We start from the raw sequence: 23,546 nt of genomic DNA, 5'->3' as shown, positions 1-23,546 counted from the left end.
TCTGTTCCCCCACCCCTTACGGCCCACCTCCACACCGGCCCCCCACACCGGCCCACCCCCACACCGACCCGCCCGTTTACGCCACGGCCCGCGCCGCCAGTTCCTCCAGCTGCTGCAGCCGCTCGCGGGACGCCTCGTCCACGGGGGTGTACGACAGCAGCTTGGGCCCGGGGTTGGGCCCCGTCCACAGGCTCGTCGCGGTCAGCTGCAGGACGCCCACCCGCGGATGCCGGAAGAGCTTGACGGAGCTCATCGGGCGGACGACCTCGTGCTGCGCCCAGATCTCCCGGAACTCGGGCGAGGCCTCCGTCAGCCGCGCGACCAGCGCCTTCCAGGCCGGCTCCGCGACATGCTCGGCCATCGAGGCCCGGAACTTGGCGGCCATCACCCGCATCGTGGCGTCCAGATCGACCACGCTCGCCCGCCACTGGGGGTGGGTGAACGCCAGCCACATGCAGTTGCGGTCCTCCTGGGGCAGCGCGTCGAGATCGCACATCAGCTGCCCGTAGGTGCTGTTGTAGGCGAGGATGTCGAACCGGCTGTTCTGTACGACCGCGGGGAACGGGGCGAGCTGCCCCAGGATCTGCCGCAACTCGCGCGGTACGCCCGTGCACTCCCTGCCCGGCAGCGGGTCGACCGCCCCGGCCAGCGCGAAGAGGTGACTGCGCTCGGCGCGGTCGAGCAGCAGCGCGCGGGCCACCGCGTCCAGGACCTGCGGTGATACGTGGATGTCCCGGGCCTGTTCGAGCCAGGTGTACCAGGTGACGCCGACCGCCCCCAGGTGCGCGACCTCCTCGCGGCGCAGTCCCGGGGTGCGCCGACGCCTGCCGCGCGGCAGGCCGACCTGCTCGGGGGTGATCCGCTCGCGGCGGCTGCGCAGGAAGGCGGCCAGCTCGGCCCGGCGGGCGGCGTCGTCGCGCGGGGCGGCGACAGCCGGCGGAACGGCGGCGGCGACGGGACGTGTGGCAGCCTGCGTCAGGGGCGCATCGACGGTCATGCCTCCAGCGTGCCGCAGGCCCCAGCCGGTTGCCAGGTAGCGCGGGTACCAGGATAAAGACACTCTGGTACCCCTCTGAGGGGTCGACGATCGTCGACCCCGTGAGCGATACCGGAACACAGACCACCGTCCTGGAAACCCCGGCGGACGCCCCGCGGCAGCACCCCGCCGCGGCCGCGCTGACCCCCCTCGGCCTGCTGACCGTCCTGCTGGGCGCGGCCCTGCCCCTGATCGACTTCTTCATCGTCAATGTCGCCCTGCCGACCATCGACCACGATCTGCACGCGGGCCCCGCGATGCTGGAGATGGTGGTGGCCGGCTACGGGGTCTCGTACGCGACGCTGCTGGTCCTCGGCGGTCGGCTCGGCGACACCATCGGCCGCCGTCGGCTGTTCCTGTGGGGCCTGGCCGCCTTCGGCCTGACCTCGCTGGCCTGCGGTCTCGCCCCGGACGCGGGAACCCTGGTGGGCGCCCGGGTCGCCCAGGGCGCCGCGGCCGCGCTGCTGCTGCCGCAGGTCCTGGCCACCATCCAGGCCACCACCACCGGCAGGCGGCGCGCCAAGGCCGTCAGCCTGTACGGCGGCACGGCCGGTGTCTCCAGCGCCGTCGGACAGGTGCTCGGCGGTCTGCTGGTCTCCGCCGACCTGGCGGGCACCGGCTGGCGTGCGGTCTTCCTGGTGAACGTCCCGATCGCCGCGGCGGCCTGGCTGCTGGCGGCCCGTACGGTCCCCGAGACCCGCTCCCCGCACCCGACCCGGGCCGACGTCCCCGGCACCGTACTGCTGGCCACCACCCTGATCACCCTGCTGCTGCCGCTGACCGAGGGCCGGGCGGCCGGCTGGCCGCTGTGGTCCTGGGTCCTGCTGGCCGTCTTCCCCTTCGCCGGCGCCGCGTTCCTGCACGTCGAGCGTCGCGCGGAACGCGCCGGCCGTACGCCCCTGGTACCGCCGTCCCTGCTGCGCATCCCCTCCGTGAACAGCGGCCTGGCCATGATCGTCCCGTTCTCGCTGGGCTTCGGGGGATTCATGTTCGTGGTGGCCGTGGCCCTCCAGAACGGTCTGCACTACGGCCCGTTCGCGGCCGGTGTGTCGCTGGCACCGCTCTGCGTCACCTTCTTCCTCGCCTCGCTCGCCGGGCCGCGGCTGGTGCGGCGGTTCGGGCGGCGGGTGGTGATCGCCGGTTCACTGATCCAGGGCGCCGGGCTGATCGCCCTGGCGCTGACCGTGCACGCGAGCTGGCCCGGCACCTCGGTGGCCGGTCTCGCGCCGAGCATGGCGGTGCTCGGCGTCGGCCAGGGCATGGTGCTGCCGGTGCTGCTGCGCATCGTGCTGAGCGAACTGCCGGTGGCGCAGGCCGGCGTGGGCGGCGGCGTCATGGTCACCACCCAGCAGTCCGGCCTCGCCCTGGGGGTGGCGACCCTCGGCACCCTCTTCCTCGCGCTGCTGCCCACCGTCGGCATCCGCGATGCGCTGCTCGCCGCCCTGCTGACGCAGCTGGCGATCGTCGCGGGCACGACGGCTCTGGCCCTGCGACTGCCCCGCACGGTGCGCTGACCTGCGACAAAGCGCGGGGATGCGGCAACCGGGGGAGAGCGCCCCACGTGGCTTCCACCCTCCCCACACATGACGGCTGACAGATATTGAAATCTGTCAGCCGTCATGTCATAGTGAATGCACTCCACCCCCGACCCCTCTCAGGAGTACGCAGTGCAGACCCGCACCCTGGGCACCAGCGGCCCGCAGACCTCCGCCCTCGGCCTCGGCTGCATGGGTATGTCCGCCCTCTACGGCGACAGCGACCGCAGCGAGTCCATCGCCACCCTCCACGCCGCCCTCGACGCCGGCATCACGCTGCTCGACACCGGCGACTTCTACGGCATGGGCCACAACGAACTACTGATCAACGAAGCCCTGCGCACCGCCCCCGCGGCGGCCCGCGAGAAGGCGCAGATCAGCGTCAAATTCGGCGCCCTGCGCACGATCGAGGGCGGCTTCACCGGCTATGACGGCCGGCCCGACGCGGTGAAGAACTTCGCCGCGTACTCCCTCCAGCGCCTGGGCACCGACCACATCGACATCTACCGGATCGCCCGTATCGACCCGGACGTCCCGATCGAGGAGACCGTCGGCGCCATCGCCGAGCTGGTCGAGGCCGGCCATGTGCGGCACATCGGCCTCTCCGAGGTGGGCGCGGAGTCCCTGCGCAGGGCCGCCGCCGTCGCCCCGATCTCCGACCTCCAGATCGAGTACTCCCTCATCTCCCGAGGCATCGAGGACGCGATCCTGCCCACCGCCCGCGAGCTGGGCATCGGCATCACCGCCTACGGCGTGCTCTCCCGCGGCCTGATCAGCGGCCACTTCAGCCGTGACCGCAAGCTCGCCGCGAACGACTTCCGCGGGATGAGCCCGCGCTTCCAGGGCGAGAACCTCGCGCGGAACCTCGATCTGGTGGACGCGCTGCGCAAGGTCGCCGAGCAGAAGGGCGTCTCGGTCGCCCAGACCGCCATCGCCTGGGTGCTCTCCCGCGGCGAGGACATCGTCCCGCTGGTCGGTGCCCGCCGGCGCGACCGTCTGACCGAAGCGCTCGGCGCCCTCGACGTCAGGCTGGACGCCGGGGAGCTGGCCGCGATCGAGCAGGCGGTCCCGGCCGACGCCGCCGCCGGCGAGCGTTACCCGACCGATCAGATGGCTCATCTGGACAGCGAGCGCTGACCGGCGGGCGCACGGGGGCGAGGGCCAGGTACCGTCCGTAGGTACCTGGCGCCCGCCGCCCCGCCCGCCTGCTCCGAAAGGCCTCCCGCCCCATGCCCCCCGAGACGTTGACCCCCGAGCGCATCCTCGAAGCCACCGAGGAGGTGCTGCGCCGCTACGGCCCGGCCAAGGCCACGGTCGTGGACGTGGCACGCGCCCTGGGCGTCAGCCACGGCAGCGTCTACCGCCACTTCCGCACGAAGGCGGCGCTGCGGGAGGCGGTCACCGCGCGCTGGCTGGACCGTACGAGCCAGGAGCTGTCGGTCATCGTCGCCGAGGAGGGCCCGGCCCCCGAGCGCCTGGACCGCTGGCTGACCGCCCTCTTCGAGGCCAAGCGGCACAAGGCCGGCGACGACCCCGAACTGTTCGCCACGTACATGACGTTGATCGGCGAGAGCGGCGGTGTGGTCGACCGCCACGTCACCGACCTGGAGTCCCAGCTCGCCGTCATCATCGAGGCCGGCGTCAGCCAGGGTGCCTTCCAGACCCCCTCCCCCGCCATCGCCGCCCGCGCCGTCTTCGACGCCACCGGCCGCTTCCACGACCCGTGTTACGCCCCCGAGTGGTCCCGACCGGAGATCACCGCCGACTTCGAAGCCGTCCGCGAACTGGTCCTGCGGGGCCTGCGCAGCTGAGGCGCTCCGGGACCCCACAAGGCCCTGCCCCGCGACCGCTACCGAAACCGCCGCCCCAGACGGCCGCCCCAGGCCGCTCCCCAGACCGCCGTCAGAACGGCGAAGGGGCCCGCCCGCGACCGTGCGGTCGCGAACGGGCCCCACGCCCGGCCCGGTTCGGGCCGAAGGCTCGCCCGGGTTACTTCTTGAAGGCGTAGTCCATCAGCTTCTTCGCGTCCGCCGTGCGGTTGGCGACCGAGGTGGAGGCGAGGACCGTGCCGATGACGGTCTTACCGTTCCGGGTGGCGGCGAAGACCAGGCAGTACTTGGCCTCCGGACCCGAGCCGGTCTTGACGCCGATGGTGCCGGAGTAGCTGCCGAGCAGGCCGTTGGTGTTGGTCCACTCCATGTAGCGGTATCCACCGCTCTTGGTGGTGACCTTCTGCTTCGTCGACTTCGTCTTCACGACGGAGCGGAACGTGGAGTACTTCATCGCGCTGCTGGCCAGCTTGGTCAGGTCACGCGGCGTCGAGTAGTTCGCACCGTGCCCGATGCCGTCGAACGAGTCGAAGTGGGTGTTCGTCAGCCCGAGGCTCTTGGCCGTGGAGTTCATCTTGCCGATGAACGACTTCACGCGCGCTTCCCGCGTGGACCCGCTGCCGAACTTGTCCGCCAGCGCGTACGCCGCGTCGCAGCCCGACGGCAGCATCAGCCCGTACAGCAACTGACGGACCGTGACCTTGTCGCCGACGATCAGCCGGGCCGACGAGGCCCAGTCGTTGTCGACGATGTAGTCGCTGTACGCCTTCTGGACCGTGACCTTGGAGTCCAGGTTGAGGTTCGGCTGCGCGAGCACCACCCGGGCCGTCATGATCTTGGTGGTGGAGCCGGTGGAGCGACGGGTGTCCGCGGCCTTGGTGTACAGCGTCTTACCCGTGCCGTTGTTCATCACGAAACCGCCCTTGGCGGCGACCGTGGGCGTCGGGAGCGTGGCGGCCTGCGCCGGGGCGGCGAACACCCCTGCCGTCAGGACGGCTCCCGCGGTGAGGGCAACTGCGGAGATGCGACGAATGCCCTTGATGCCAGTTTTCAAATTGAATACTCCAAATACCCCTGATACCCCTGCAGTGCGGCTCATATGAGAAAGCCGCTCGGTCGTGAGACGCCTGAGACAGACCAATGGATGCGCGCCGACGGCTTTTATTTCCGCCATTTCACGCGGTGGAACCACGGCGGGAACCATGGCGGGCAGCAGCTCACACCACGTCAACGACGGCGCGTCACGCGACGGATCAGGCGCCCACCCCGAGGAAGCGCAGCACCGCCAGCACCCGCCGGTGATCGCCGTCGGCCTTCGGCAGGTCGAGCTTGGCGAGGATGTTGTTGATGTGCTTGGCGACCGCGCTCTCACTCACCACCAACTGGGCGGCGATCCCCGCGTTGGAGCGGCCCTCGGCCATCAGGGCGAGCACGTCCCGTTCACGGGCCGTCAGCCGCTCCAGCGGATCGCTCGCCCGCCGCACCAGCAGCTGGGCGACGACCTGCGGGTCGAGCGCGGTCCCGCCGTCGGCCACCCGCCGCAGCGCCTCGATGAACTCCTCGACATCCGCCACCCGCTGCTTGAGCAGATAGCCCACTCCGCTGGTGTTCGTGGCCAGCAGATCGGCCGCGTAGCGCTCCTCGACGTACTGGGAGAGCATCAGCACCGCCGTGCCGGGCCACTGCCGGCGGATCGACAGCGCCGCCCGCACCCCCTCGTCCGTGAAGTCGGGCGGCATCCGCACGTCCACCACCGCCAGGTCCGGCCGGTGCTCCTCGACCGCCGCCAACAGCCCCTGCGCGTCCCCGGACTCGGCCGCCACCTCGAACCCGGCCATCTCCACCACCTTGACCAGCCCGATCCGCAGCAGGACGGAGTCCTCGGCGATCACGGCACGCCTCACATCGGGCACGGCAGCTCCACGCTCATCATGGTCGGGCCCCCCACGGGGCTGCTCATCCGGAATGTTCCGTCCACGGACCGCACTCGCTGGGCGAGGCCCGTCAGGCCGCTCCCCTTGGACGGATCGGCCCCGCCCATACCGTCATCGGCGATCACCACCCGCAGTATCCCGCCGAGCCGGGTGACCGTCACATCCGCCCTGGTCGCCTGCGGCGCGTGCTTGGCGATGTTCGTCAACGCCTCGGAGACGACGAAGTACGCGACCGCCTCGACCGCCGGCGTCACTCGCTGCGGCAGCTCCGGCGGCAGGTCCACCCGCAGCCGTACGGGCAGCGGCGCACGGGCCGCGAGTCCGGAGAGCGCCGCGTCCAGCCCCAGCTCGTCGAGTACGGAGGGGTGCAGCCCCCGCACCAGACTGCTCAGCTCCTCGATCGCCTCCTTCGCCTCGCGGTGCGCGGTGTCGATGACCTCCCGCACCTCCGGCGGCAGATCCGTCAGCGTGACCTTTGCCAGCCCCAGATTCAGCGCCAGCGACACCAGCCGCTGCTGCGCCCCGTCGTGCAGATCGCGTTCGATGCGCCGCCGTTCGGCATCCGCGGCGTCCACCGCCCCGGCGCGGCTCTCGGTGAGGTCGGCCACCCGCCGCACCAGGTCCGCGCTCGGATCGGGCCCCAGCAGATCGGGCCCGAGGCGCGTTTCGAGGCGCACCAGGGCCGCGGCGAGGGCGGGGACCACGGCGAGCGCGGCGAGGCCGGCGAGGGTGACGTAGAACGCCTGGGTGGTGTAGCCGGGGTGGTCGGCCCGCCAGGTCCAGGGCACCCCCCACACCCATGCGTACACCGTGGCGGCGGCCAGGCCCGAGAGCAGCAGGGACAGCAGCAGCACTTCGAGCCCGCCGAGCAGCGTGCCGACCAGGCAGTGGTAACCGAACTGCCGTTGTGGACGCCGCCATCCGGGACGGGGGATGTCGATCCCGAGCAGCTGCCGGAAGCGCCAGCGCTGGGCGGCGGTCAGCGCCGGCACAGAGAGCACCGTCAGCACCACCGTGAGGCCCAGGACCACCGGCACACTGGCGTCGTGCCCCTCGACGATCTCCCATACGAGACCGAAGATCATGAACAGCAGGAACCCGATGAACAGGTGCAGCGGCGCCCCTAGGGCGAGGAAGGACGTGTCGCGGGTCAGGCGGGTGAGCACGCGCCGCAGCCGGGGCGGGATTTTCATGATCCAACCGTAGATGTCGGGTGCCGCGGGCCGCCATGAAGCCCGTTGCCGTACGAGGGGTGTAGCTGGTGCCACCCCAGGTCGGACAGCGGCGTTACTGACTGGGGCCGGCGAAAACCGGAGTCTTGATCACGAGCCCGACGGCCGGGTTCCAGACACCGGAAGAGACCCCTGCCATGGCTTTCATCGCCCTCAACTCCCCTGCGCACGACGGACGTTACGCGACGCCGCCGGTGGCCTGCCACGGGCCCGCACGGGTCGGCGCCGCCCGCCGGTGGCAGGGCCGCGTCCTGGTGGGCGCCGGTCTGGCCCTGCTCCCCTGGCTCGGCTACCTCGCCGGCACGATGCCGCCCGCCGAGGCGGCCGCCTGGGTCGCCCTCGACGCGCTGGAGGCCGCCGCACTCCTGACCGCCGGCACCCGCCTGCTGCGCGGCGGCCTCCGCCACCGGGCGCCCGCGGCCGCCGCGGCCGTCCTCCTCCTCGCCGACGCCTGCATCGACCTCGCCACCGCCGCCCCCGGCCCGGAACTGGCCACCGCCATAGCCATGGCCGCCGCGGCCGAACTCCCCCTGGCGGCCCTGTGCACCTGGCTCGCGGCGCGGCGGTTGTCCACCCCCCGACATTGAGCCGCTACCACGTGCGGTCGGCCCGCCTCAAGGCGGAAGCGCAGCCTGCAGATGACCGCCAGATGACCGCGCCCGTGCCCCGGCGGACCGCGTGGGCGACGACCGCGCGTAGCTCGCCTCAGCCTCCGCGGACGCCCGTGGCGTTGCCGCCGCCGGGCGTTGTGCCGCTGGTCTGGCTGGTCGTGGCATCACCCGCAGTGCCCGTACCGCCAGTCTGACTGGTCATGGCGTCGCCTGAGGTGGCCGTCCCGCTGGTCTGGCTGGTCGCGGCGTCGCCCGCGGTAGCCGTACCGCCAGTCTGGCTGGTCGTAGCATCACCTGAGGTGGCCGTCCCGCTGGTCTGGCTGGTCATGGCGTCGCCTGAGGTGGCTGTGCCGCTGGTCTGGTTGGTCGTGGCATCACCCGCGGTAGCCGTACCACCGGTCTGGCCGGTCGTAGCATCACCCGCAGTGCCCGTACCGCCAGTCTGACTGGTCATGGCGTCGCCTGAGGTGGCTGTGCCGCTGGTCTGGCTGGTCGTGGCATCACCCGCGGTAGCCGTACCACCGGTCTGACCGGTCGTGGCGTCGCCTGAGGTGCCTCCGGAGCCACCGACAACGCCGCCGCTCGTGCCGGAGCCAACTCCACCGCCGCCGGTAGTGGTGGCCCCGGTCGTGCTGGTGCCGGTGGTGGTGCCACCAGTCGTGGTGGCGCCCGTGATTCGACCGCCTGGCAGCGTGCAGTTCGACGGGAAGGCGACGAGCTTTCCGGTCTGCTTGTCGAGGTAGAACGACGAGCAGGGCACGTCCGGTGCCAGGCTCGACGATTGCGCCGTAGCCTTCGTAGGCGCTGCGTCAGTGGCCACCGCGCTGATCGTGCCCACCGTTCCGGTGAGCGTCACGGCCAGGAACGACACACCGACCACCTGGGGAACGCGCTTCCGGATGTTCGTCGTCATGGTGCCTGCTCTTGGGTGGATGCGATCTGGATACCCCCCACCCATACCCCGACCAGCGTGGCAGGTCGAGCATGACGGCGGCGTTGATCCGGCGTGACCCGCGCGTGACCCGCGCGTGACACGGCCCGGTCCCGGGCGCGGGGAGCCGGCATCTCGTGCAGCCGGCCCGTCCCCGGCGAGCGAGTTGATCCACCACTCGGACCGGTCCGTGCCACACAAAAGCGCCGGTCGGGCCCGGATGACTCCGAGCCCGACCGGCGCTTTGCGGCAGTGCGACGGTGCTACGTCGACACCGTCCGCGGGGGACTGCTCCGGCACCACCCCGTGAGGGCCTCCTCCGACGCCACCCCGCGACGGACTACATCGACGCCATCGCGTCAGGGACTAGCAGCCCAGCAGTCGCCCGCCCAGGTACGACTGGATCTGGTCCAGGGACACCCGCTCCTGCTTCATCGTGTCGCGCTCGCGCACGGTGACCGCGTTGTCGTCGAGGGTGTCGAAGTCGACCGTGACGCAGAACGGCGTGCCGATCTCGTCCTGGCGGCGGTAGCGGCGGCCGATGGCGCCCGCGTCGTCGAACTCGATGTTCCAGTTCTTGCGCAGGTCGGCGGCGAGGCCCTTGGCCTTCGGCGACAGCTGCGGGTTGCGGGACAGCGGCAGGACCGCGACCTTGACCGGCGCCAGGCGCGGGTCGAGCCGCATGACCGTGCGCTTCTCCATCTTGCCCTTGGCGTTGGGCGCCTCGTCCTCGACGTACGCGTCGAGCATGAAGGCCAGCATCGCGCGGTTCACACCGGCCGCCGGCTCGATGACGTACGGAGTCCAGCGCTCGCCGGCCTCCTGGTCGAAGTAGGAGAGGTCCTGGCCGGACGCCTTGGAGTGCGCGCCCAGGTCGTAGTCGGTGCGGTTGGCCACACCCTCCAGCTCGGAGAACTCGGTGCCGCCGAAGTTGAAGCGGTACTCGATGTCAGCCGTGCGCTTGGAGTAGTGCGAGAGCTTCTCGGCCGGGTGCTCGAACCAGCGGATGTTCTCCTCGCGGATACCGAGGTCGACGTACCAGTTCCAGCGCTGCTCCATCCAGTACTCCTGCCACTTCTCGTCCTCGCCCGGCTTGACGAAGAACTCCATCTCCATCTGCTCGAACTCGCGGGTGCGGAAGATGAAGTTGCCCGGAGTGATCTCGTTCCGGAAGGACTTGCCCATCTGCGCGATGCCGAACGGCGGCTTCTTGCGGGAGGTCTGCTGGACCTGGGCGAAGTTGGTGAAGATGCCCTGCGCGGTCTCGGGGCGCAGGTAGGCGACCGAGGCGGTGTCCTGCGACGGGCCGAGGTGGGTGGAGAGCAGGCCGGAGAACTGCTTGGGCTCGGTGAAGCCGCCCTTGTTGCCGCAGTGCGGGCAGTTGATGTCGGCGAGGCCGTTCTCGGGGAGCTTGCCGTGCTTGGCCTCGTACGCCTCCTCCAGGTGGTCCGCGCGGAAGCGCTTGTGGCAGGAGGTGCACTCGGTGAGCGGGTCGGTGAAGGTGGCGACGTGGCCGGACGCCTGCCACACCTCGGGGGCCAGGATCACCGACGAGTCGAGACCGACGACGTCGTCGCGCGAGGTGACCATGGAGCGCCACCACTGACGCTTGATGTTCTCCTTGAGCTCGACGCCCAGCGGACCGTAGTCCCAGGCAGCCCGAGAGCCGCCGTAGATCTCACTGCAGGGGTATACGAAGCCACGGCGCTTGCTCAGGCTGACGATGGTATCGATCTTGTCGGCGGCCACGGTGCTCTCTTCATTACGACGACGAACGATGAATTGGGCAGACGCCCTGACGTCTCGCGCTGGGGGGTGGTCGGGAGACGGATGGACGAATAGTTCAGGGTACCGGCGGGCGCACCCCCCAGACCAAATCGGTTCCGCACCACTGTCGCCCCGCTCACACCCCACCCCCGGTTTGTTGACAACCGTTTCCAAGTTTGTTGAAAATGACTGTCATGAACATACGCCGTCACATATCCACCGCCGCCGTCGCCGGAGCCTCGGTACTCGGCCTCCTGGCCCTCTCCGCCTGCTCCACGGCCGACGCGACGCGCACGGACGACGGCAAGCTGAAGGTGGCGGCGTCCTTCTACCCCATGGAATTCCTCGCCGAGCAGATCGGCGGCGACCACGTCGAGGTGACCGGCCTCACCAAGCCCGGTGTCGAGCCGCACGACCTGACCCTCACCGCGCAGCAGACCGCCCAGCTCAGCACGGTCGGCGCGGTGGTCTACCTCAAGGGCCTGCAGCCCGCCGTGGACGACGCGATCGCCCAGTCCGGCGTCGAGAACGTCGCCGACGCGGCGGCCCTGACCTCCCTCGAAGCCCACGGCACCGAGGTCGACGGCCACGACCACGACCACGCCGGCGGCGAGCACGCGCACTCCGAGTCCGAGGGCGGGAAAGACCCGCACATCTGGCTGGATCCGGTGAAGTACGCCGAGGTCGCCAAGGGCGTCAACAAGACCCTCGCCAAGGCCGACCCGGACCACAAGGCCGACTACCAGAAGAACACCGACGCGCTGGTGAAGAAGCTCCGGGCACTGGACGCCGACTTCAAGGACGGGCTGAAGAAGCGGGCGTCCGACACCTTCATCACCACCCACGCCGCCTTCGGCTACCTCGCCGAGCGCTACGGCCTCACCGAGGAGGCCATCAGCGGACTCGACCCCGAGTCCGAGCCCAGCGCCCACCGCGTCAAGAGCCTGCACACCCTCGCCAAGGAGCACCACGTCTCCACGGTCTTCTTCGAGACGATCGCCAACCCGGCCACCGCCCGGACCCTGGCCGGCGACCTGCACCTGAAGACCGATGTGCTCGACCCGCTGGAGGGCATCACCGCCAAGTCCCGCGGCAAGGACTACTTCGGTGTGCAGCGCGCCAACCTCGCCGCGCTGCAGAAGGCCCTCGGCAGCAAGTGAGCAGTTCCGCCCCGCCGCCCCGACCCGTTACGGAGGACACCGTGAACCAGCCGCACCCCCAGCCGGTCATCGACCTGCGCGGCGCCACCGCCTCCCTGGGCGCCCGCCCCGTGCTGCGCGGCGTCGACCTCACCGTCCGCTCCGGCGAGGTCGTCGCGCTGCTGGGCGCCAACGGGTCGGGCAAGTCCACCGCCGTGCGCTCGGTGATCGGCCAGGTCCCGCTCACCGGCGGCACGCTGTCCCTGTTCGGCACGGAGTTCCGCCGCTTCAAGGACTGGGCCCGGATCGGGTACGTCCCGCAGCGCACCACCGCGGCCGGCGGGGTCCCCGCCACCGTCCGCGAGGTCGTCACCGCCGGCCGCCTGGCCCATACGAAGCTGGGCATCCTGCGCAAGGCCGACCGCACGGCCGTACACCGCGCCCTGGAGCTGGTCGGGATGGCCGACCGCGCCAAGGACGCCGTCGACGCGCTCTCCGGCGGACAGCACCAGCGGGTGCTGATAGCCAGGGCCCTGGCCGGCGAACCGGAACTGCTGATCATGGACGAGCCGATGGCCGGCGTCGACCTGGCCAGCCAGGAGGTGCTCGCCGCCGCCCTGCGCGAGCAGGTCGCCGCCGGCGCCACGGTCCTGCTCGTCCTGCACGAGCTGGGCCCGCTGGAGCCGCTGATCGACCGCGCGGTGGTGCTGCGCGACGGCTGCGTCGTCCACGACGGCCCGCCACCCAAGGCCGTGGGCCAGCACGCCCTGCCCGGCCACGACCACGTCCACCCACACGCCGACGCCGCCGCGGAACCGCTCCGCACCGGCCTGCTGACCTAGGGGCTGTATCGCCATGGAAATCCTCAGCTTCCCCTTCATGCAGCGGGCCCTGATCGCCGCCCTGCTCGTCGGCGTCACCGCCCCCGCCATCGGCATCTACCTCGTCCAGCGCCGCCAGGCCCTGATGGGCGACGGCATCGGCCATGTCGCGCTCACCGGCGTCGGCCTCGGCTTCCTGCTCAACCAGAGCCCCGTCTGGGTCGCCACCGCCGTCGCCGTCACCGGCTCCGTCGTCATGGAGCTGATCCGCTGGTACGGCAAGACCCGCGGCGACCTCGCGCTGGCCATGCTGTTCTACGGCGGCATGGCGGGCGGCGTGATGCTGATGAGCCTGTCGGACGCCGGCTCCAACGCCAACTTCGGCACCTACCTCTTCGGCTCGATCACCACCGTCTCACCGCAGGACATGACGACGATCTGCGTGCTCGCCGCGCTGGTGCTGGCGGTCACCGTCGGCCTGCGCCGCCAGCTGTTCGCCGTCTGCCAGGACGAGGAGTTCGCCCGGGTGACCGGCCTGCCGGTGCGGCTGCTGAACCTCCTGATCGCCGTGACCGCCGCGGTCACCGTCACCGTCGCCATGCGCGTCGTCGGCCTGCTGCTGGTCAGCGCCCTGATGGTGATCCCGGTCGCGGCCGCGCAGCAGATCAGCCGCAGCTTCGCGGTCACCTTCACGGTGGCCGTGGCGATCGGTGTGGCGGTCACTCTTACGGGCACCACCACCTCGTACTACGTGGACGTGCCGTCCGGCGCGACGATCGTGCTGCTCGCCATCGGCCTGTTCGTCGTCTTCACCGCGCTCGCCGGGCCGCTGACGAAAAGGCGCGCCAGGGCTGCCGCACGGCCCGGTACGGGGTGCACCCTGGAGGTACCCGGCAGCCGCACCGCCGCCGACGACGTGAAGGTGGCCGGATAAAGCCGGCTGAGCCCCCACGAATCGGCGCATAGATATACGTGGGTGGGTACGTGCAGACGTACCCACCCGGCAAGGGGAGATGTCCGCGCAGGTGTAAGCGTCCCACCGGGGATCCGGGCATCACCTGGCACAATGGCGGGACGCATGTGCAGGGAGAGGTCCCTGACGTCCTAGGGAGGCAACGGTGGCGACGAGCGCGGGATCTCCGGTACGCGGCCGGTCGACGCGGCAGCGGACCGCGGTGTCCGCCGCACTCGACGAGGTGGACGAGTTCCGCAGTGCCCAGGAACTGCACGACATGCTCAAGCACCGCGGTGACTCGGTCGGGCTGACGACCGTGTACCGCACTCTGCAGTCCCTCGCCGACGCCGGCGAGGTCGATGTGCTGCGCACCAGCGACGGCGAGGCCGTCTACCGCCGGTGCAGCACCGACGATCACCACCACCACCTGGTGTGCCGGTCCTGCGGCAAGGCCGTCGAGGTCGAGGGCCCCGCGGTGGAGAAGTGGGCCGACCAGATCGCCGCGGAGCACGGCTTCCGGGACGTGGCGCACACCATCGAGATCTTCGGGACGTGCGGCGAGTGCGCCGAGCGGGCCGCCGAGGAGAAGTGACACCGGGATCACCGGGAACGCCGGGATCACCGGAAACGCAGTAACACCGGGACCGCAGTAGCACCAGCGCCAACGCACACGGGCCGCCCCCCTTGAGGGGGGCGGCCCGTGTCGTGGTCGCGCTGCCTTACGTGGCCGGGTGGCCGTCCGGCGCCGGCGCCGCCCCGAAGCGGCGGTCCCGCTTGGCGTACTCCAGGCACGCGTCCCACAGGTTCCGGCGGTCGAAGTCCGGCCACAGAATGTCCTGGAACACCATCTCGGCGTACGCGCTCTGCCAGATCAGGTAGTTCGAGGTCCGCTGCTCGCCGGACGGCCGCACGAAGAGGTCCACGTCCGGCATGTCCGGGTAGTACATGTACTTCGCGACGGTCTTCTCGTTGACCTTCGACGGGTCCAGCTTCCCGGCCCGTACATCCGCCGCGATCGCCGCCGCCGCGTCCGCGATCTCCGCCCGACCGCCGTAATTCACGCAAAAATACAGCGTCATCGCGTCATTGTTCTTGGTCTGCTCCTGGGCGATCTGGAGCTCCTGCACCACGGACTTCCACAGCTTCGGCATCCGCCCGACCCAGCGGATGCGGATGCCCAGCGCGTCCATCTCGTCGCGCCGCCGCCGGATCACGTCCCGGTTGAAGTTCATCAGGAACTTGACCTCGTCGGGCGACCGCTTCCAGTTCTCCGTCGAGAAGGCGTAGAGCGAGAGGTTCTTCACGCCCATCTCGATGCAGCCCTTGAGCACGTCCAGGACGACGCCCTCGCCGACCTTGTGGCCCTCGGTGCGCGGCAGCCCGCGCTCCTTGGCCCACCGGCCGTTGCCGTCCATGACGACGGCCACATGGTTCGGGACCAGATCACTGGGGATCTTCGGCGGCCGCGCACCGGAAGGGTGCGGCTCGGGCGTCTCGTACTCGCGCCGATTACGGCCCAGAATCCCGCGTCGTGCCATGCGGCCCACGTCTCCTATGTGTCGCTTCGAGGGGTTCGTTATGTGCTTGTGCGCCATTGCTCTACCTACCGGCCATTGCTCTGCGTACCGGCTATTGCTCTGCGTACCGGCTATTGCTCTACATACCGGAGAGAGCGCAGGCCCCGCTCCAGATGCCAGTGCAGATACGCCGTGACCAGCCCGCTGCCCTCCCGGGCGTGACGGGCCTCGCAGGCGTCCGCGGTCTCCCAGTCGCCGGTCAGCAGCGCGCTGAGGAGCCCGATGGCCTCTGAGGAGGGTACGACGCTTCCGGGGACCCGGCAGTCGCCGCATATCACTCCGCCCGACGCCACGGAGAAGAACCGGTTGGGTCCGGGCAGCCCGCACCGCGCACAGCTGTCGAAACTCGGCGCGTAGCCGTTGACGGCGAGCGAGCGCAGCAGGAAGGCGTCCAGGACGAGGTGCGGGGCGTGCTCGCCGCGTGAGAGCGTCCGCAGGCCGCCGACCAGCAGCAGGTACTGCTGTACGGCGGGCTCGCCCTCGTGGTCGGTGAACCGCTCGGCGGTCTCCAGCATGGCCGTACCGGCGGTGTAGCGGGCGTAGTCGGTGACGATCCCGCCACCGTACGCGGCGATCGTCTCGCTCTGCGTACACAGTGGCAGGCCGCGGCCGATCAGCTCGCTGCCGCGGGCGTAGAACTGCACGTCCACATGCGAGAACGGCTCCAGCCGCGCCCCGAACTTCGACTTCGTGCGCCGTACGCCACGGGCCACCGCCCGGACCCGGCCGTGGCCCCGGGTGAGCAGCGTGATGATCCGGTCCGCCTCACCCAGCTTCTGGGTGCGCAGCACGATGCCGTCGTCGCGGAACAGACTCATGGCGCCATTGTTCCGCATGGCGGGGGTGCCCACGTCGTCGGCTGTCCCGCCGTGGTGGTTGCTCGCCGTTGCGCCTGGCGGCGGGCGGTTGTTTGTCGGGTGCGGTGACAGCCCTACGGACTCCGTCCTACGGTCTGCCCCCTCCCGTGAGTGGGGGGAGGACAGGCCGGTGGGGGCGGGCGTGCACCGTCGACCGACCGCCCGAGCACCTCCGCTCCGCTAGGGCCGCGGCCCCCGTGCCTGCGCTACCAGCGCCGCGGTCAGCTGGCGGGCGACCTCCATCGAGCAGCGGCCCAGCTCGACGAGCGGCGGGTTGTAGCGGTGCGCGATCGAGACGGGGTCGGGGCGCAGCGACGGCAGGACGACCCCCGCCCCGGCGAGGGCCTCGCGCAGTTCCGTCGTCACGGCATCGACTTCCTTGAGGTGGTTCATGATCGTCCGCCTTTTCGCAGGGTTGTTCACGGTTTGCATGCAGAGCGTGACGTTGCGGAACTACGCTGGGCAAGGGGATCGGCACGGGATCGGCACTACAACTGCCGTGCACACAGTGGGAGTTAGAGGGAGTCAGCCATGGCCAACGGCTCACGCATGGCGGCATGGGAGCACTGGGGCGCGGAGCTCAAGTACCGCCGGGAGCTCGCCGGACTGACGCAGGGCGAACTGGGGCGGCGGGTGTTCGTCTCCGGCGGCTACATCGGCCAGTTCGAGCAGGCGATCCGCAAGCCGCAGCTGGACGTGGCGATCCGGATCGACGAGGTGCTACAAACCGACGGCTTTTTCGAGCGGGCCTGGCGCAAGCTGATCGACGACAAGCGGTACGCGGATTACTTCGCGGCTGTGGCGGATCTGGAGACGCTGGCAACGAAGATCTGCGAGTTCGCACCAACGGTGGTGCCGGGGTTGTTACAAACGGCGCCGTACGCGCGCGCAATCACTCGCGCGACCAACCCATTTGCGACGCCGGAGTATGTAGAGGACATGGTCGCCGCAAGGATGGACCGCGCGCGGATCCTCAAGAGCGCAACACGGCCTGCATATTGGGCAATCTTGCACGAATGCGTGCTGCGCATCCCCGTGGGTGGCCCAATGGCCATGGCTGAGCAACTGGACCACATCGCCGCCACGGCACGCGACTGGATCGCGCTTGTGCTGGTGGTCCCGTTCAGCGCAGGCGCCTGCGCCCTGCCCACTGGAACGCTGAAGCTCATGGAGTTCGAGGACGCGCCGCCGACTGCCTATACAGAAGCCGTGTTTTCGGGGAATTTGCTGGACGATCCGGCGATGGTGAAGCGATCCCAAGAGGCATACGATCTGCTCAGGGCCGCCGCACTGTCGCCGGAGGCGTCCCTAGCCCTGATCGAATCGGCGGCGGAGGACTACAGGCGATGCGAGAGTACGACCTGAGCACTGCCCAGTGGCGCAAGAGCAGCTACAGCGACGGCAACGGCGGGGACTGCGTCGAAGTCGCCCACAACTTCCCTGGCGCCGCCACCTGGCGTAAGAGCAGTTACAGCGACACCAACGGCGGCAGCTGCATCGAGGTCTCCGACGACTTCCCCGGCCTCGTCCCCGTCCGCGACAGCAAGGCGGTTCCCCACGGTCCGGCCGTGGCCTTCTCCGCGTCCGCATGGTCCGCTTTCGTAGACGCCGTCAAGAACGCGCGGTTCACGGCCGGCTGACCGGACTTCACCAAGCCATCACAACAAGCGCACAAGGGCCCTGCCATCTCTCCTGGATGACAGGGCCACATCACGTTATGGTCCAGGGCATACGCGGGCGGAACGTGACCTTCCGCACTTCTCCGTCGCCCCATGGGAACGCCCCTCACGGCTCGTCAACTCACCGGTAGCATCGCGTGATGATCGGCACCACGAAGCCGTGATGGCCGGCCGCCCCCCTCAGTCCCCTTATAGAGGATCTCGATGACATCCATACCGGAGGCGCTGTTGTGGTGCCTCAGCGCAGGTACGGCCGCCGCCTTGGTCCTGGCGGCGCTCATGCTCCGGGCCAACGGACAACGCAAGGCCCTGACGGTCCGTCTCACCGCCGCTGAGGAACAGAACAGCGCCACGCTCCACAGCAATACGGAGCTCTCCGCACGGCTGCGCGCCACCGAGGCCGAGATCCGGCACCTGGCCGGGACCCGGCTGCCCGACCTCACGATGGCGCTGGCACACCCGCACGTCCCCGTACGCGGGCTGCTGGACGCCCGGTTCGCCGGATCCGGGACCGACCAGGCCCTCAACGCCGTACTGGAGCAGGTCGGCGAGGCCATCACCAAGGAGCGGTCCCGGGTCGACGCGGCGGCGCAGTCCACGCTGCGCGGCGCGACCACGACCATTCAGGCGCTGCTCTACCGCCTCCAGACGGCGCTGCAGGACATGCAGCACCGCTACGACGACCCGAACGTCGCCCAGGACCTGCTGGCCGCCGACTTCCTCAACGAGCAGGCGCTGCGGCGCATCCAGGCCACCGGTGTGGTGTGCGGCGCCTGGCCGGGCCTGACGCGTGAGGACTCCTACCTCTCCGAGCTGGTGGTCGGCGCCGCCTCGCGGCTGCGCGGCTACGAGCGCGTCCAGGTCAGCAACCAGCTGCGCGACCCCGTCGCGGTGGTCGCCCGGGCCGTCGAGCCGATCGCGATCACCGTCACCGAGCTGCTCGCCAACGCGCTGCACCACTCCCACCGGGAGCTGCCCGTCACCGTCACGCTGCAGCAGGGCAACCGCGGTGCGTCGGTCATCATCGACGACTACGGCGTCGGTATGCACGACGACGAGGTCAAGGCCGCGATGGAGCTCCTCGCGAGCGACGCGGACCTGCTGCTGACCCAGCTCGGCGACCCGCCGCGGTCCGGTTTCGCGGCGGCCGGCCAGCTGGTGCGCCAGTACGGCTTCGGCGTGCACATCGAGTCGTCGCCGTACGGCGGCGTGCGGGCCGTTGTCTACATCCCGGGTGACCCCCTCCTCACCGTCCTCGACGAGAGCGCCCAGCCCATGTCCGTGATGGCTCCGATGCCGCGCCGTTCCGGCGCGTCCGAGCGGCCCGCCGTACTCCCGACCGGAGCCGCCGCCCCCACTCCCCCCACACCGCACACCCCCGCGCCGGCCGCTCCGGCACACGGCGTGCCCGCACAGCCCGACGCCGCGGCGGCCTCCGCCGAGGGCGGACTGCCGCGCAGGCGCCGCCGGCAGCCGGTGGCCGAGCAGGAGCAGAGTCTGCCGCGCACCGAGCCCGTCCACGAACGTTCCCCGGAGGAGGCCGCCTCTCGCTGGGCCGCACTCCAGCAGGGCACCGAGTCCGGCCGCGCGGCAGCCCAGTCCGAAGCCCCTCGCAGTCCCGAAGGGAACGTCTAGCCATGAACAGCCCCACCCGCCGCCGCGTCACCGAGGACAAGTCCTGGGTGCTGGCCCCCCTCTTGGAGCTGCCGCATGTTATCCACGCAGCCGTGATCTCCGGTGACGGCTTCATCGAGGGCGCCTCTCCGGGCCTGACCCGGGACTCCGCCGAGGGTGTCGCCGCGATGATGTCCGCGCTGCAGGGCGCCGGCCGCGCCGTCACCGCGGCGTTCGCCGGCAAGGACGACGCCAGGCTGCGGCAGACCGTCATCGAGTCCGACGAGGGCTTCGTCTTCGCGATACCGGCCGGCGAGAACACCTGCCTGGCCGTCTTCTGCGGCCCGGAGGTGAACATGGGCGTCGTCGCGCACCACATGCAGATCCAGGTCACGACCCTGGGCAGCAAGGTCATGAACAGCCCGGCTCGGGACCTCGGTACGCCGGCATGACGCCGCGCCAGAGCAGCGGCAGGCGCCTCGTACCGGCCTATCTGGCGACCGGCGGACGCGCCCAGCCCAGCCGTAACACGTTGGACCGGCTCACCCTGCTGCACAGCGCGGGGATGCCGATCACCAGTGAGGTACGCCCGGAAGAGCACCGCATCCTGGAGCTGCTGCAGCCCGGGGCGCTGTCTCTGGCGGAGGTCGCCGCCCATCTTCAGCTGCCCGTCAGCGTGGTGAAGGTCCTGGTCGCCGACCTCGTCGATGCCGGGCGGCTGCACGCCCGTGTCCCCATCCCCGAAGCCGAGCAATTCGACCGGCAGATCCTGGAGAGGGTTCTCGATGGACTCCGCTCTCTCAAGTCCTAGCAACGCAGCCGCCACCGACGGCATGTACCTCTCGGGAGCCGACCAGACCCTGGTCAAGCTCCTGGTCGCGGGGCCGTTCGGGGTCGGGAAGACCACGCTGATCCGCGCGCTCTCGGAGACCCCGCCGCTGCACACCGAGGAGGTGATGACGCAGTCCGGTGCGTTCGTCGACAACCTCGCCGGTGTGCGGGAGAAAACCACGACCACCGTCGCCATCGACTTCGGGCGGCTCACGCTGCCCGGTGATCTGGTGCTGTACCTGTTCGGCACCCCCGGACAGAAACGATTCCGTCCGCTGTGGCAGGACATCGCCCGCGGTGCGCTGGGCGCGCTCGTCCTCGCCGACACCCGTCGCCTCGCGGACTCCTTCGAGGTGATGGACATCATCGAGGAGGCGGGCCTGCGCTACGCGGTCGCGGTCAACACCTTCCCCGACGCGCCGCACTACGACGTGCCGCAGCTCCGCGAAGCCCTCGACCTGCACCCCGAGACGCCGCTGGTGATGTGCGACGCCCGCGACCGGGACCAGTCCGTCGATGCGCTGATCGCGCTCGTCGGGCACGTTCTCGCCCACACGCCCCAGGAGAACCAGACCTCGTGACTTCCCCGTACGAGCCGGGTGCCACCCCACCACCCGGCTGCCCCGCCCATGCCCAGGGCGGAGTGGCCACCGGACCGGCGGACGCCCTCGCCCAGGGCGCCCCCGCGCCGGGCGGCCATCCGCTGGACCAGGTCGAAGGCCACTCGCTCGTCAGGCTGTACGACCCGGAGTTCGCCGCCGACCCGCACCGTTACTACGCCTACTTGCGGCAGTACGGCGCCCTGGCCCCGGTGGAGATCGCCACCGGCGTGACCGCGATGCTGGTCATCGACTACCGGGCCGCGCTGGAGCTGCTGAACGACGAGGCCACCTGGTCCAAGGACTCCCGGGCCTGGATGGAGACGGTGCCGCCCGACACGGCGGTCATGCCGATGCTGGGCTGGCGGCCCAACGCCCTGTTCAACGACGGGGAGGTGCACCGCCGCTACCGCCAGGTGATCACCGACAGCTTCCGGCTCGTCGAGCCGCAGGAGCTGCGGGCGCGGGTCCGCAAGGCCGCGGACTCCCTCATCCAGAAGTTCGGCGCGACGGGCGAGGTGGACCTCATGTCCGCCTACGCCCAGCAGCTTCCGCTGCTGATGTTCAACAACCTCTTCGGTATGCCGGACGAGTACGGCGACCAGCTGATCGCGGCCATCGGCGGGCTGATGGACGGTGCCACGCCGGAGGAGGCGGCGGCCGCCGACGCGGCGTTCTCGGCGTACATCATGGAGCTGGTGGGCCGGAAGAAGGCGCAGCGCGGCGCGGACCTGACGTCCTGGTTCCTGGACCACCCCAACGGTCTGAGCGACGAGGAGGTCATCGCGCAGATCGTGGTGACGATGGCCGCGGGCAACGAGCCGCTGGCCAACCTCATCGCCAACGCGCTGTCGCGGATGCTCTCCGACGACCGCTACTACAGCACCCTGTCCGGTGGCGCGCTGACCGTGCAGGACGCCATCAACCAGGTGCTGTGGAACGACCCGCCGATGGGCCAGTACTCCGCGCACTACGCCCGCCGCGACGTGTTCTTCCACGGCACCTGGGTGCGCAAGGGGCAGCTGGTGCTGGTCTCCTACGCGGCGGCCAACACCCAGTTCGGGGAGGTCTCCCTGGACAGCGCCTCGGGCAGCGGCGCGCATCTGACCTGGGCGTCCGGGCCCCATGCCTGCCCGGTGCCGCGGCATGCGCTGGTGATCGCCACCACCGCGATCGAACGTCTCACCGCCTGGCTCTCCGACATTGAACTCGCCGTTCCCGTAGAGGAGTTGAGCTGGCGCCCCGGCGCCTTCCAACGGGCCCTGACCGCTCTCCCGGCCCGCTTCACTCCCATCACCCCCGATCAGGCAGGAGCCACCCCATGGGACAACAGCTCGTCGCCCTCGACCCCACCGGATCCGACGTCTACGCGGAGGCCGAGCGCCTCCGTCGGCTAGGGCCGGTCACCCGCGTCCAGATCCCCCAGGGCCCGGAGGCCTGGTCGATCACCAGCCACGCCCTGATCAAGAAGCTGCTGACCGACCCGCGCGTCTCCAAGGACCCCCGCAAACACTGGCCCGCCTGGCAACGCGGCGAGTACCAGGACGGCTGGCTGGCGACCTGGGTCGGCGTCACCAACATGTTCACCGCGTACGGCGAGGACCACCGGCGGCTGCGCAAGCTCATCGCGCCGGCCTTCACCGCCCGCCGCACCGAGGCCATGCAGCCGTCGGTCGAGCGGATCACCACGGCCCTGATCGAGGACCTCGCGGCGGCCCCGGCCGGCTCGGTCACCGACCTGCGCGCGGGCTTCGCGCACCCGCTGCCCATGCAGGTCATCTGCGAGCTGTTCGGCATCCCGAGCGACGACACCCGCACGGAGCTGGCCCGGCTCGCCGAGATCATCATGACCAGCGTCGACCCGGAAGAGGCCGGGAAGACGCTGATGGCCACCCATGAGCTGCTGCGCGGCCTGGTCGCGCTCAAGCGCCGGCAGCCCGCCGAGGACCTGACCAGCCTGCTGGTCAGCGCGCGGGACGAGGACGGCCAGAAGATGAGCGAGCAGGAGCTGCTGGACACGCTGCTCCTGGTCCTGGTCGCCGGGCACGAGACCACCGTCAACCTCATCGGCAACGCGGTGCACAACCTGCTCACGCACCCCGAGCAGCTCAAGCAGGTGCGCGCCGGGCAGGCCTCCTGGAACGACGTCATCGAGGAGACCCTCCGCTGGTCCCCCAGCGTCGCCAACCTGCCGCTGCGCTTCGCCGTCGAGGACATCGAGATCCCGGACGGCCCCACCATCCGCGAGGGCGACGCGATCCTGCCGTCGTTCGTGGCGGCCGGCCGTGACCCCGAGCAGCACGGCCCCACCGCGGGCGAGTTCTCCGTCCGGCGCCCGAGCGTGGAGCACCTCAGCTTCGGCCACGGTGTCCACCACTGCCTGGGCGCCCCACTGGCCCGGATGGAGACGCGGCTCGCCCTTCCGGCGCTCTTCGACCGGTTCCCGGATCTCGAACTGGCGGTGCCCGAGGAGGAGTTGGAGCCGTCGGCCGGGTTCATCACGACCGGGCTGCGCAGCCTGCCGATCCGTCTGACGCCGGCCACGCCTTGATGTCGGGCACTGTCTGACGCCGTTCGGCGACGCGTACGGCCGACGCCC

Annotated in this window: 25 protein-coding genes; 16 read left to right on the top strand and 9 right to left on the bottom strand. The window is 70.5% G+C overall.

Annotated features, from left to right (window positions below):
* Window positions 1-76: 76 nt before the first annotated feature.
* Entirely contained in the window at window positions 77-997 is a 921-nt protein-coding gene (locus ACFWZH_RS08190; protein ID WP_384426954.1) for a helix-turn-helix transcriptional regulator, read from the bottom strand.
* Between the two features lie 101 nt (window positions 998-1,098).
* Between ACFWZH_RS08190 and ACFWZH_RS08185 the strand changes: the two genes are divergently transcribed.
* From ACFWZH_RS08185 to ACFWZH_RS08175, 3 genes are all read left to right on the top strand, one after another.
* Window positions 1,099-2,550, top strand: coding sequence for an MFS transporter (locus ACFWZH_RS08185; RefSeq protein ID WP_384426952.1), 1,452 nt, complete (start codon window positions 1,099-1,101; stop codon window positions 2,548-2,550).
* Between the two features lie 153 nt (window positions 2,551-2,703).
* On the top strand, window positions 2,704-3,708 hold the full coding sequence (locus ACFWZH_RS08180; RefSeq protein ID WP_384426950.1) for an aldo/keto reductase: 1,005 nt from the start codon (window positions 2,704-2,706) through the stop codon (window positions 3,706-3,708).
* A 92-nt stretch (window positions 3,709-3,800) separates the two neighbouring features.
* Complete coding sequence (locus tag ACFWZH_RS08175; protein ID WP_384426948.1) at window positions 3,801-4,382, top strand: TetR family transcriptional regulator; 582 nt, start codon at window positions 3,801-3,803, stop codon at window positions 4,380-4,382.
* A gap of 178 nt (window positions 4,383-4,560) precedes the next feature.
* On the opposite strand, the gene ACFWZH_RS08170 is transcribed toward ACFWZH_RS08175, so the two are convergent.
* From ACFWZH_RS08170 to ACFWZH_RS08160, 3 genes are all read right to left on the bottom strand, one after another.
* Entirely contained in the window at window positions 4,561-5,454 is an 894-nt protein-coding gene (locus tag ACFWZH_RS08170) for a D-alanyl-D-alanine carboxypeptidase family protein (RefSeq protein WP_384426946.1), read from the bottom strand.
* 199 nt (window positions 5,455-5,653) lie between these two features.
* On the bottom strand, window positions 5,654-6,292 hold the full coding sequence (locus ACFWZH_RS08165; RefSeq protein WP_384427324.1) for a response regulator: 639 nt from the start codon (window positions 6,290-6,292) through the stop codon (window positions 5,654-5,656).
* Window positions 6,293-6,300: 8 nt separating this feature from the next.
* Complete coding sequence (locus ACFWZH_RS08160; protein ID WP_384426944.1) at window positions 6,301-7,527, bottom strand: sensor histidine kinase; 1,227 nt, start codon at window positions 7,525-7,527, stop codon at window positions 6,301-6,303.
* Window positions 7,528-7,703: 176 nt separating this feature from the next.
* Between ACFWZH_RS08160 and ACFWZH_RS08155 the strand changes: the two genes are divergently transcribed.
* Entirely contained in the window at window positions 7,704-8,153 is a 450-nt protein-coding gene (locus ACFWZH_RS08155) for a hypothetical protein (protein ID WP_384426942.1), read from the top strand.
* 118 nt (window positions 8,154-8,271) lie between these two features.
* Here ACFWZH_RS08155 and ACFWZH_RS08150 read toward each other — a convergent pair whose 3' ends face one another.
* Together ACFWZH_RS08150 and ACFWZH_RS08145 are read right to left on the bottom strand one after the other, a co-directional pair.
* The gene (locus ACFWZH_RS08150) at window positions 8,272-9,090 is read right to left on the bottom strand and encodes a hypothetical protein (protein WP_384426940.1); all 819 of its coding nucleotides are present in this window, start codon (window positions 9,088-9,090) and stop codon (window positions 8,272-8,274) included.
* Between the two features lie 384 nt (window positions 9,091-9,474).
* Window positions 9,475-10,857 carry a glycine--tRNA ligase gene (locus ACFWZH_RS08145; RefSeq protein ID WP_384426939.1) on the bottom strand — a complete coding sequence of 461 codons (1,383 nt, stop codon included), beginning with the start codon at window positions 10,855-10,857 and terminating at the stop codon, window positions 9,475-9,477.
* A 212-nt stretch (window positions 10,858-11,069) separates the two neighbouring features.
* Here ACFWZH_RS08145 and ACFWZH_RS08140 point away from each other — a divergent pair, with 212 nt between their 5' ends.
* The 4 genes from ACFWZH_RS08140 (at window position 11,070) to ACFWZH_RS08125 (ending at window position 14,382) form a co-directional block, all read left to right on the top strand.
* Window positions 11,070-12,035 (top strand): metal ABC transporter substrate-binding protein, encoded by a 966-nt coding sequence (locus tag ACFWZH_RS08140; protein WP_384426937.1) that lies wholly within the window; start codon window positions 11,070-11,072, stop codon window positions 12,033-12,035.
* Window positions 12,036-12,076: 41 nt separating this feature from the next.
* Window positions 12,077-12,856 (top strand): metal ABC transporter ATP-binding protein, encoded by a 780-nt coding sequence (locus tag ACFWZH_RS08135; protein WP_384426935.1) that lies wholly within the window; start codon window positions 12,077-12,079, stop codon window positions 12,854-12,856.
* Between the two features lie 13 nt (window positions 12,857-12,869).
* Window positions 12,870-13,769 carry a metal ABC transporter permease gene (locus ACFWZH_RS08130; protein WP_384426933.1) on the top strand — a complete coding sequence of 300 codons (900 nt, stop codon included), beginning with the start codon at window positions 12,870-12,872 and terminating at the stop codon, window positions 13,767-13,769.
* A 184-nt stretch (window positions 13,770-13,953) separates the two neighbouring features.
* Window positions 13,954-14,382, top strand: coding sequence for a Fur family transcriptional regulator (locus ACFWZH_RS08125; RefSeq protein ID WP_384426931.1), 429 nt, complete (start codon window positions 13,954-13,956; stop codon window positions 14,380-14,382).
* A 127-nt stretch (window positions 14,383-14,509) separates the two neighbouring features.
* Here ACFWZH_RS08125 and ACFWZH_RS08120 read toward each other — a convergent pair whose 3' ends face one another.
* The 3 genes from ACFWZH_RS08120 to ACFWZH_RS08110 form a co-directional block, all read right to left on the bottom strand.
* Window positions 14,510-15,328 (bottom strand): isoprenyl transferase, encoded by an 819-nt coding sequence (locus ACFWZH_RS08120; RefSeq protein ID WP_384426929.1) that lies wholly within the window; start codon window positions 15,326-15,328, stop codon window positions 14,510-14,512.
* Window positions 15,329-15,438: 110 nt separating this feature from the next.
* Window positions 15,439-16,185 carry a DNA repair protein RecO gene (gene recO / locus ACFWZH_RS08115; RefSeq protein WP_384426927.1) on the bottom strand — a complete coding sequence of 249 codons (747 nt, stop codon included), beginning with the start codon at window positions 16,183-16,185 and terminating at the stop codon, window positions 15,439-15,441.
* A gap of 219 nt (window positions 16,186-16,404) precedes the next feature.
* Complete coding sequence (locus tag ACFWZH_RS08110) at window positions 16,405-16,617, bottom strand: hypothetical protein (RefSeq protein ID WP_384426924.1); 213 nt, start codon at window positions 16,615-16,617, stop codon at window positions 16,405-16,407.
* A gap of 138 nt (window positions 16,618-16,755) precedes the next feature.
* On the opposite strand from ACFWZH_RS08110, the gene ACFWZH_RS08105 reads away from it, so the two are divergent.
* The 8 genes from ACFWZH_RS08105 to ACFWZH_RS08070 all read left to right on the top strand — a co-directional run bounded on the left by ACFWZH_RS08105 (window position 16,756) and on the right by ACFWZH_RS08070 (window position 23,498).
* Window positions 16,756-17,589 (top strand): helix-turn-helix domain-containing protein, encoded by an 834-nt coding sequence (locus ACFWZH_RS08105; RefSeq protein ID WP_384426922.1) that lies wholly within the window; start codon window positions 16,756-16,758, stop codon window positions 17,587-17,589.
* Window positions 17,571-17,864 (top strand): DUF397 domain-containing protein, encoded by a 294-nt coding sequence (locus ACFWZH_RS08100; RefSeq protein WP_384426921.1) that lies wholly within the window; start codon window positions 17,571-17,573, stop codon window positions 17,862-17,864. Before ACFWZH_RS08105 ends, ACFWZH_RS08100 begins: the two co-directional genes overlap by 19 nt.
* A gap of 243 nt (window positions 17,865-18,107) precedes the next feature.
* Window positions 18,108-19,538: an ATP-binding protein gene (locus ACFWZH_RS08095; RefSeq protein ID WP_384426919.1), complete on the top strand. Its 1,431-nt coding sequence runs from the start codon at window positions 18,108-18,110 to the stop codon at window positions 19,536-19,538.
* A gap of 2 nt (window positions 19,539-19,540) precedes the next feature.
* Complete coding sequence (locus tag ACFWZH_RS08090; RefSeq protein ID WP_384426917.1) at window positions 19,541-19,969, top strand: roadblock/LC7 domain-containing protein; 429 nt, start codon at window positions 19,541-19,543, stop codon at window positions 19,967-19,969.
* Complete coding sequence (locus ACFWZH_RS08085; protein WP_384426915.1) at window positions 19,966-20,328, top strand: DUF742 domain-containing protein; 363 nt, start codon at window positions 19,966-19,968, stop codon at window positions 20,326-20,328. The genes ACFWZH_RS08090 and ACFWZH_RS08085 overlap by 4 nt, the downstream gene beginning before the upstream one ends.
* Window positions 20,303-20,929 (top strand): ATP/GTP-binding protein, encoded by a 627-nt coding sequence (locus ACFWZH_RS08080; RefSeq protein ID WP_384426913.1) that lies wholly within the window; start codon window positions 20,303-20,305, stop codon window positions 20,927-20,929. Before ACFWZH_RS08085 ends, ACFWZH_RS08080 begins: the two co-directional genes overlap by 26 nt.
* The gene (locus ACFWZH_RS08075) at window positions 20,926-22,344 is read left to right on the top strand and encodes a cytochrome P450 (protein WP_384426911.1); all 1,419 of its coding nucleotides are present in this window, start codon (window positions 20,926-20,928) and stop codon (window positions 22,342-22,344) included. Before ACFWZH_RS08080 ends, ACFWZH_RS08075 begins: the two co-directional genes overlap by 4 nt.
* Window positions 22,269-23,498 carry a cytochrome P450 gene (locus tag ACFWZH_RS08070; RefSeq protein WP_384426909.1) on the top strand — a complete coding sequence of 410 codons (1,230 nt, stop codon included), beginning with the start codon at window positions 22,269-22,271 and terminating at the stop codon, window positions 23,496-23,498. The genes ACFWZH_RS08075 and ACFWZH_RS08070 overlap by 76 nt, the downstream gene beginning before the upstream one ends.
* The last annotated feature ends 48 nt before the right edge of the window (window positions 23,499-23,546 follow it).

It is taken from the genome of Streptomyces sp. NPDC059008, from assembly GCF_042749045.1.
GTDB lineage: Bacteria > Actinomycetota > Actinomycetes > Streptomycetales > Streptomycetaceae > Streptomyces.
This window is presented reverse-complemented; position numbering and strand designations above follow the sequence as displayed.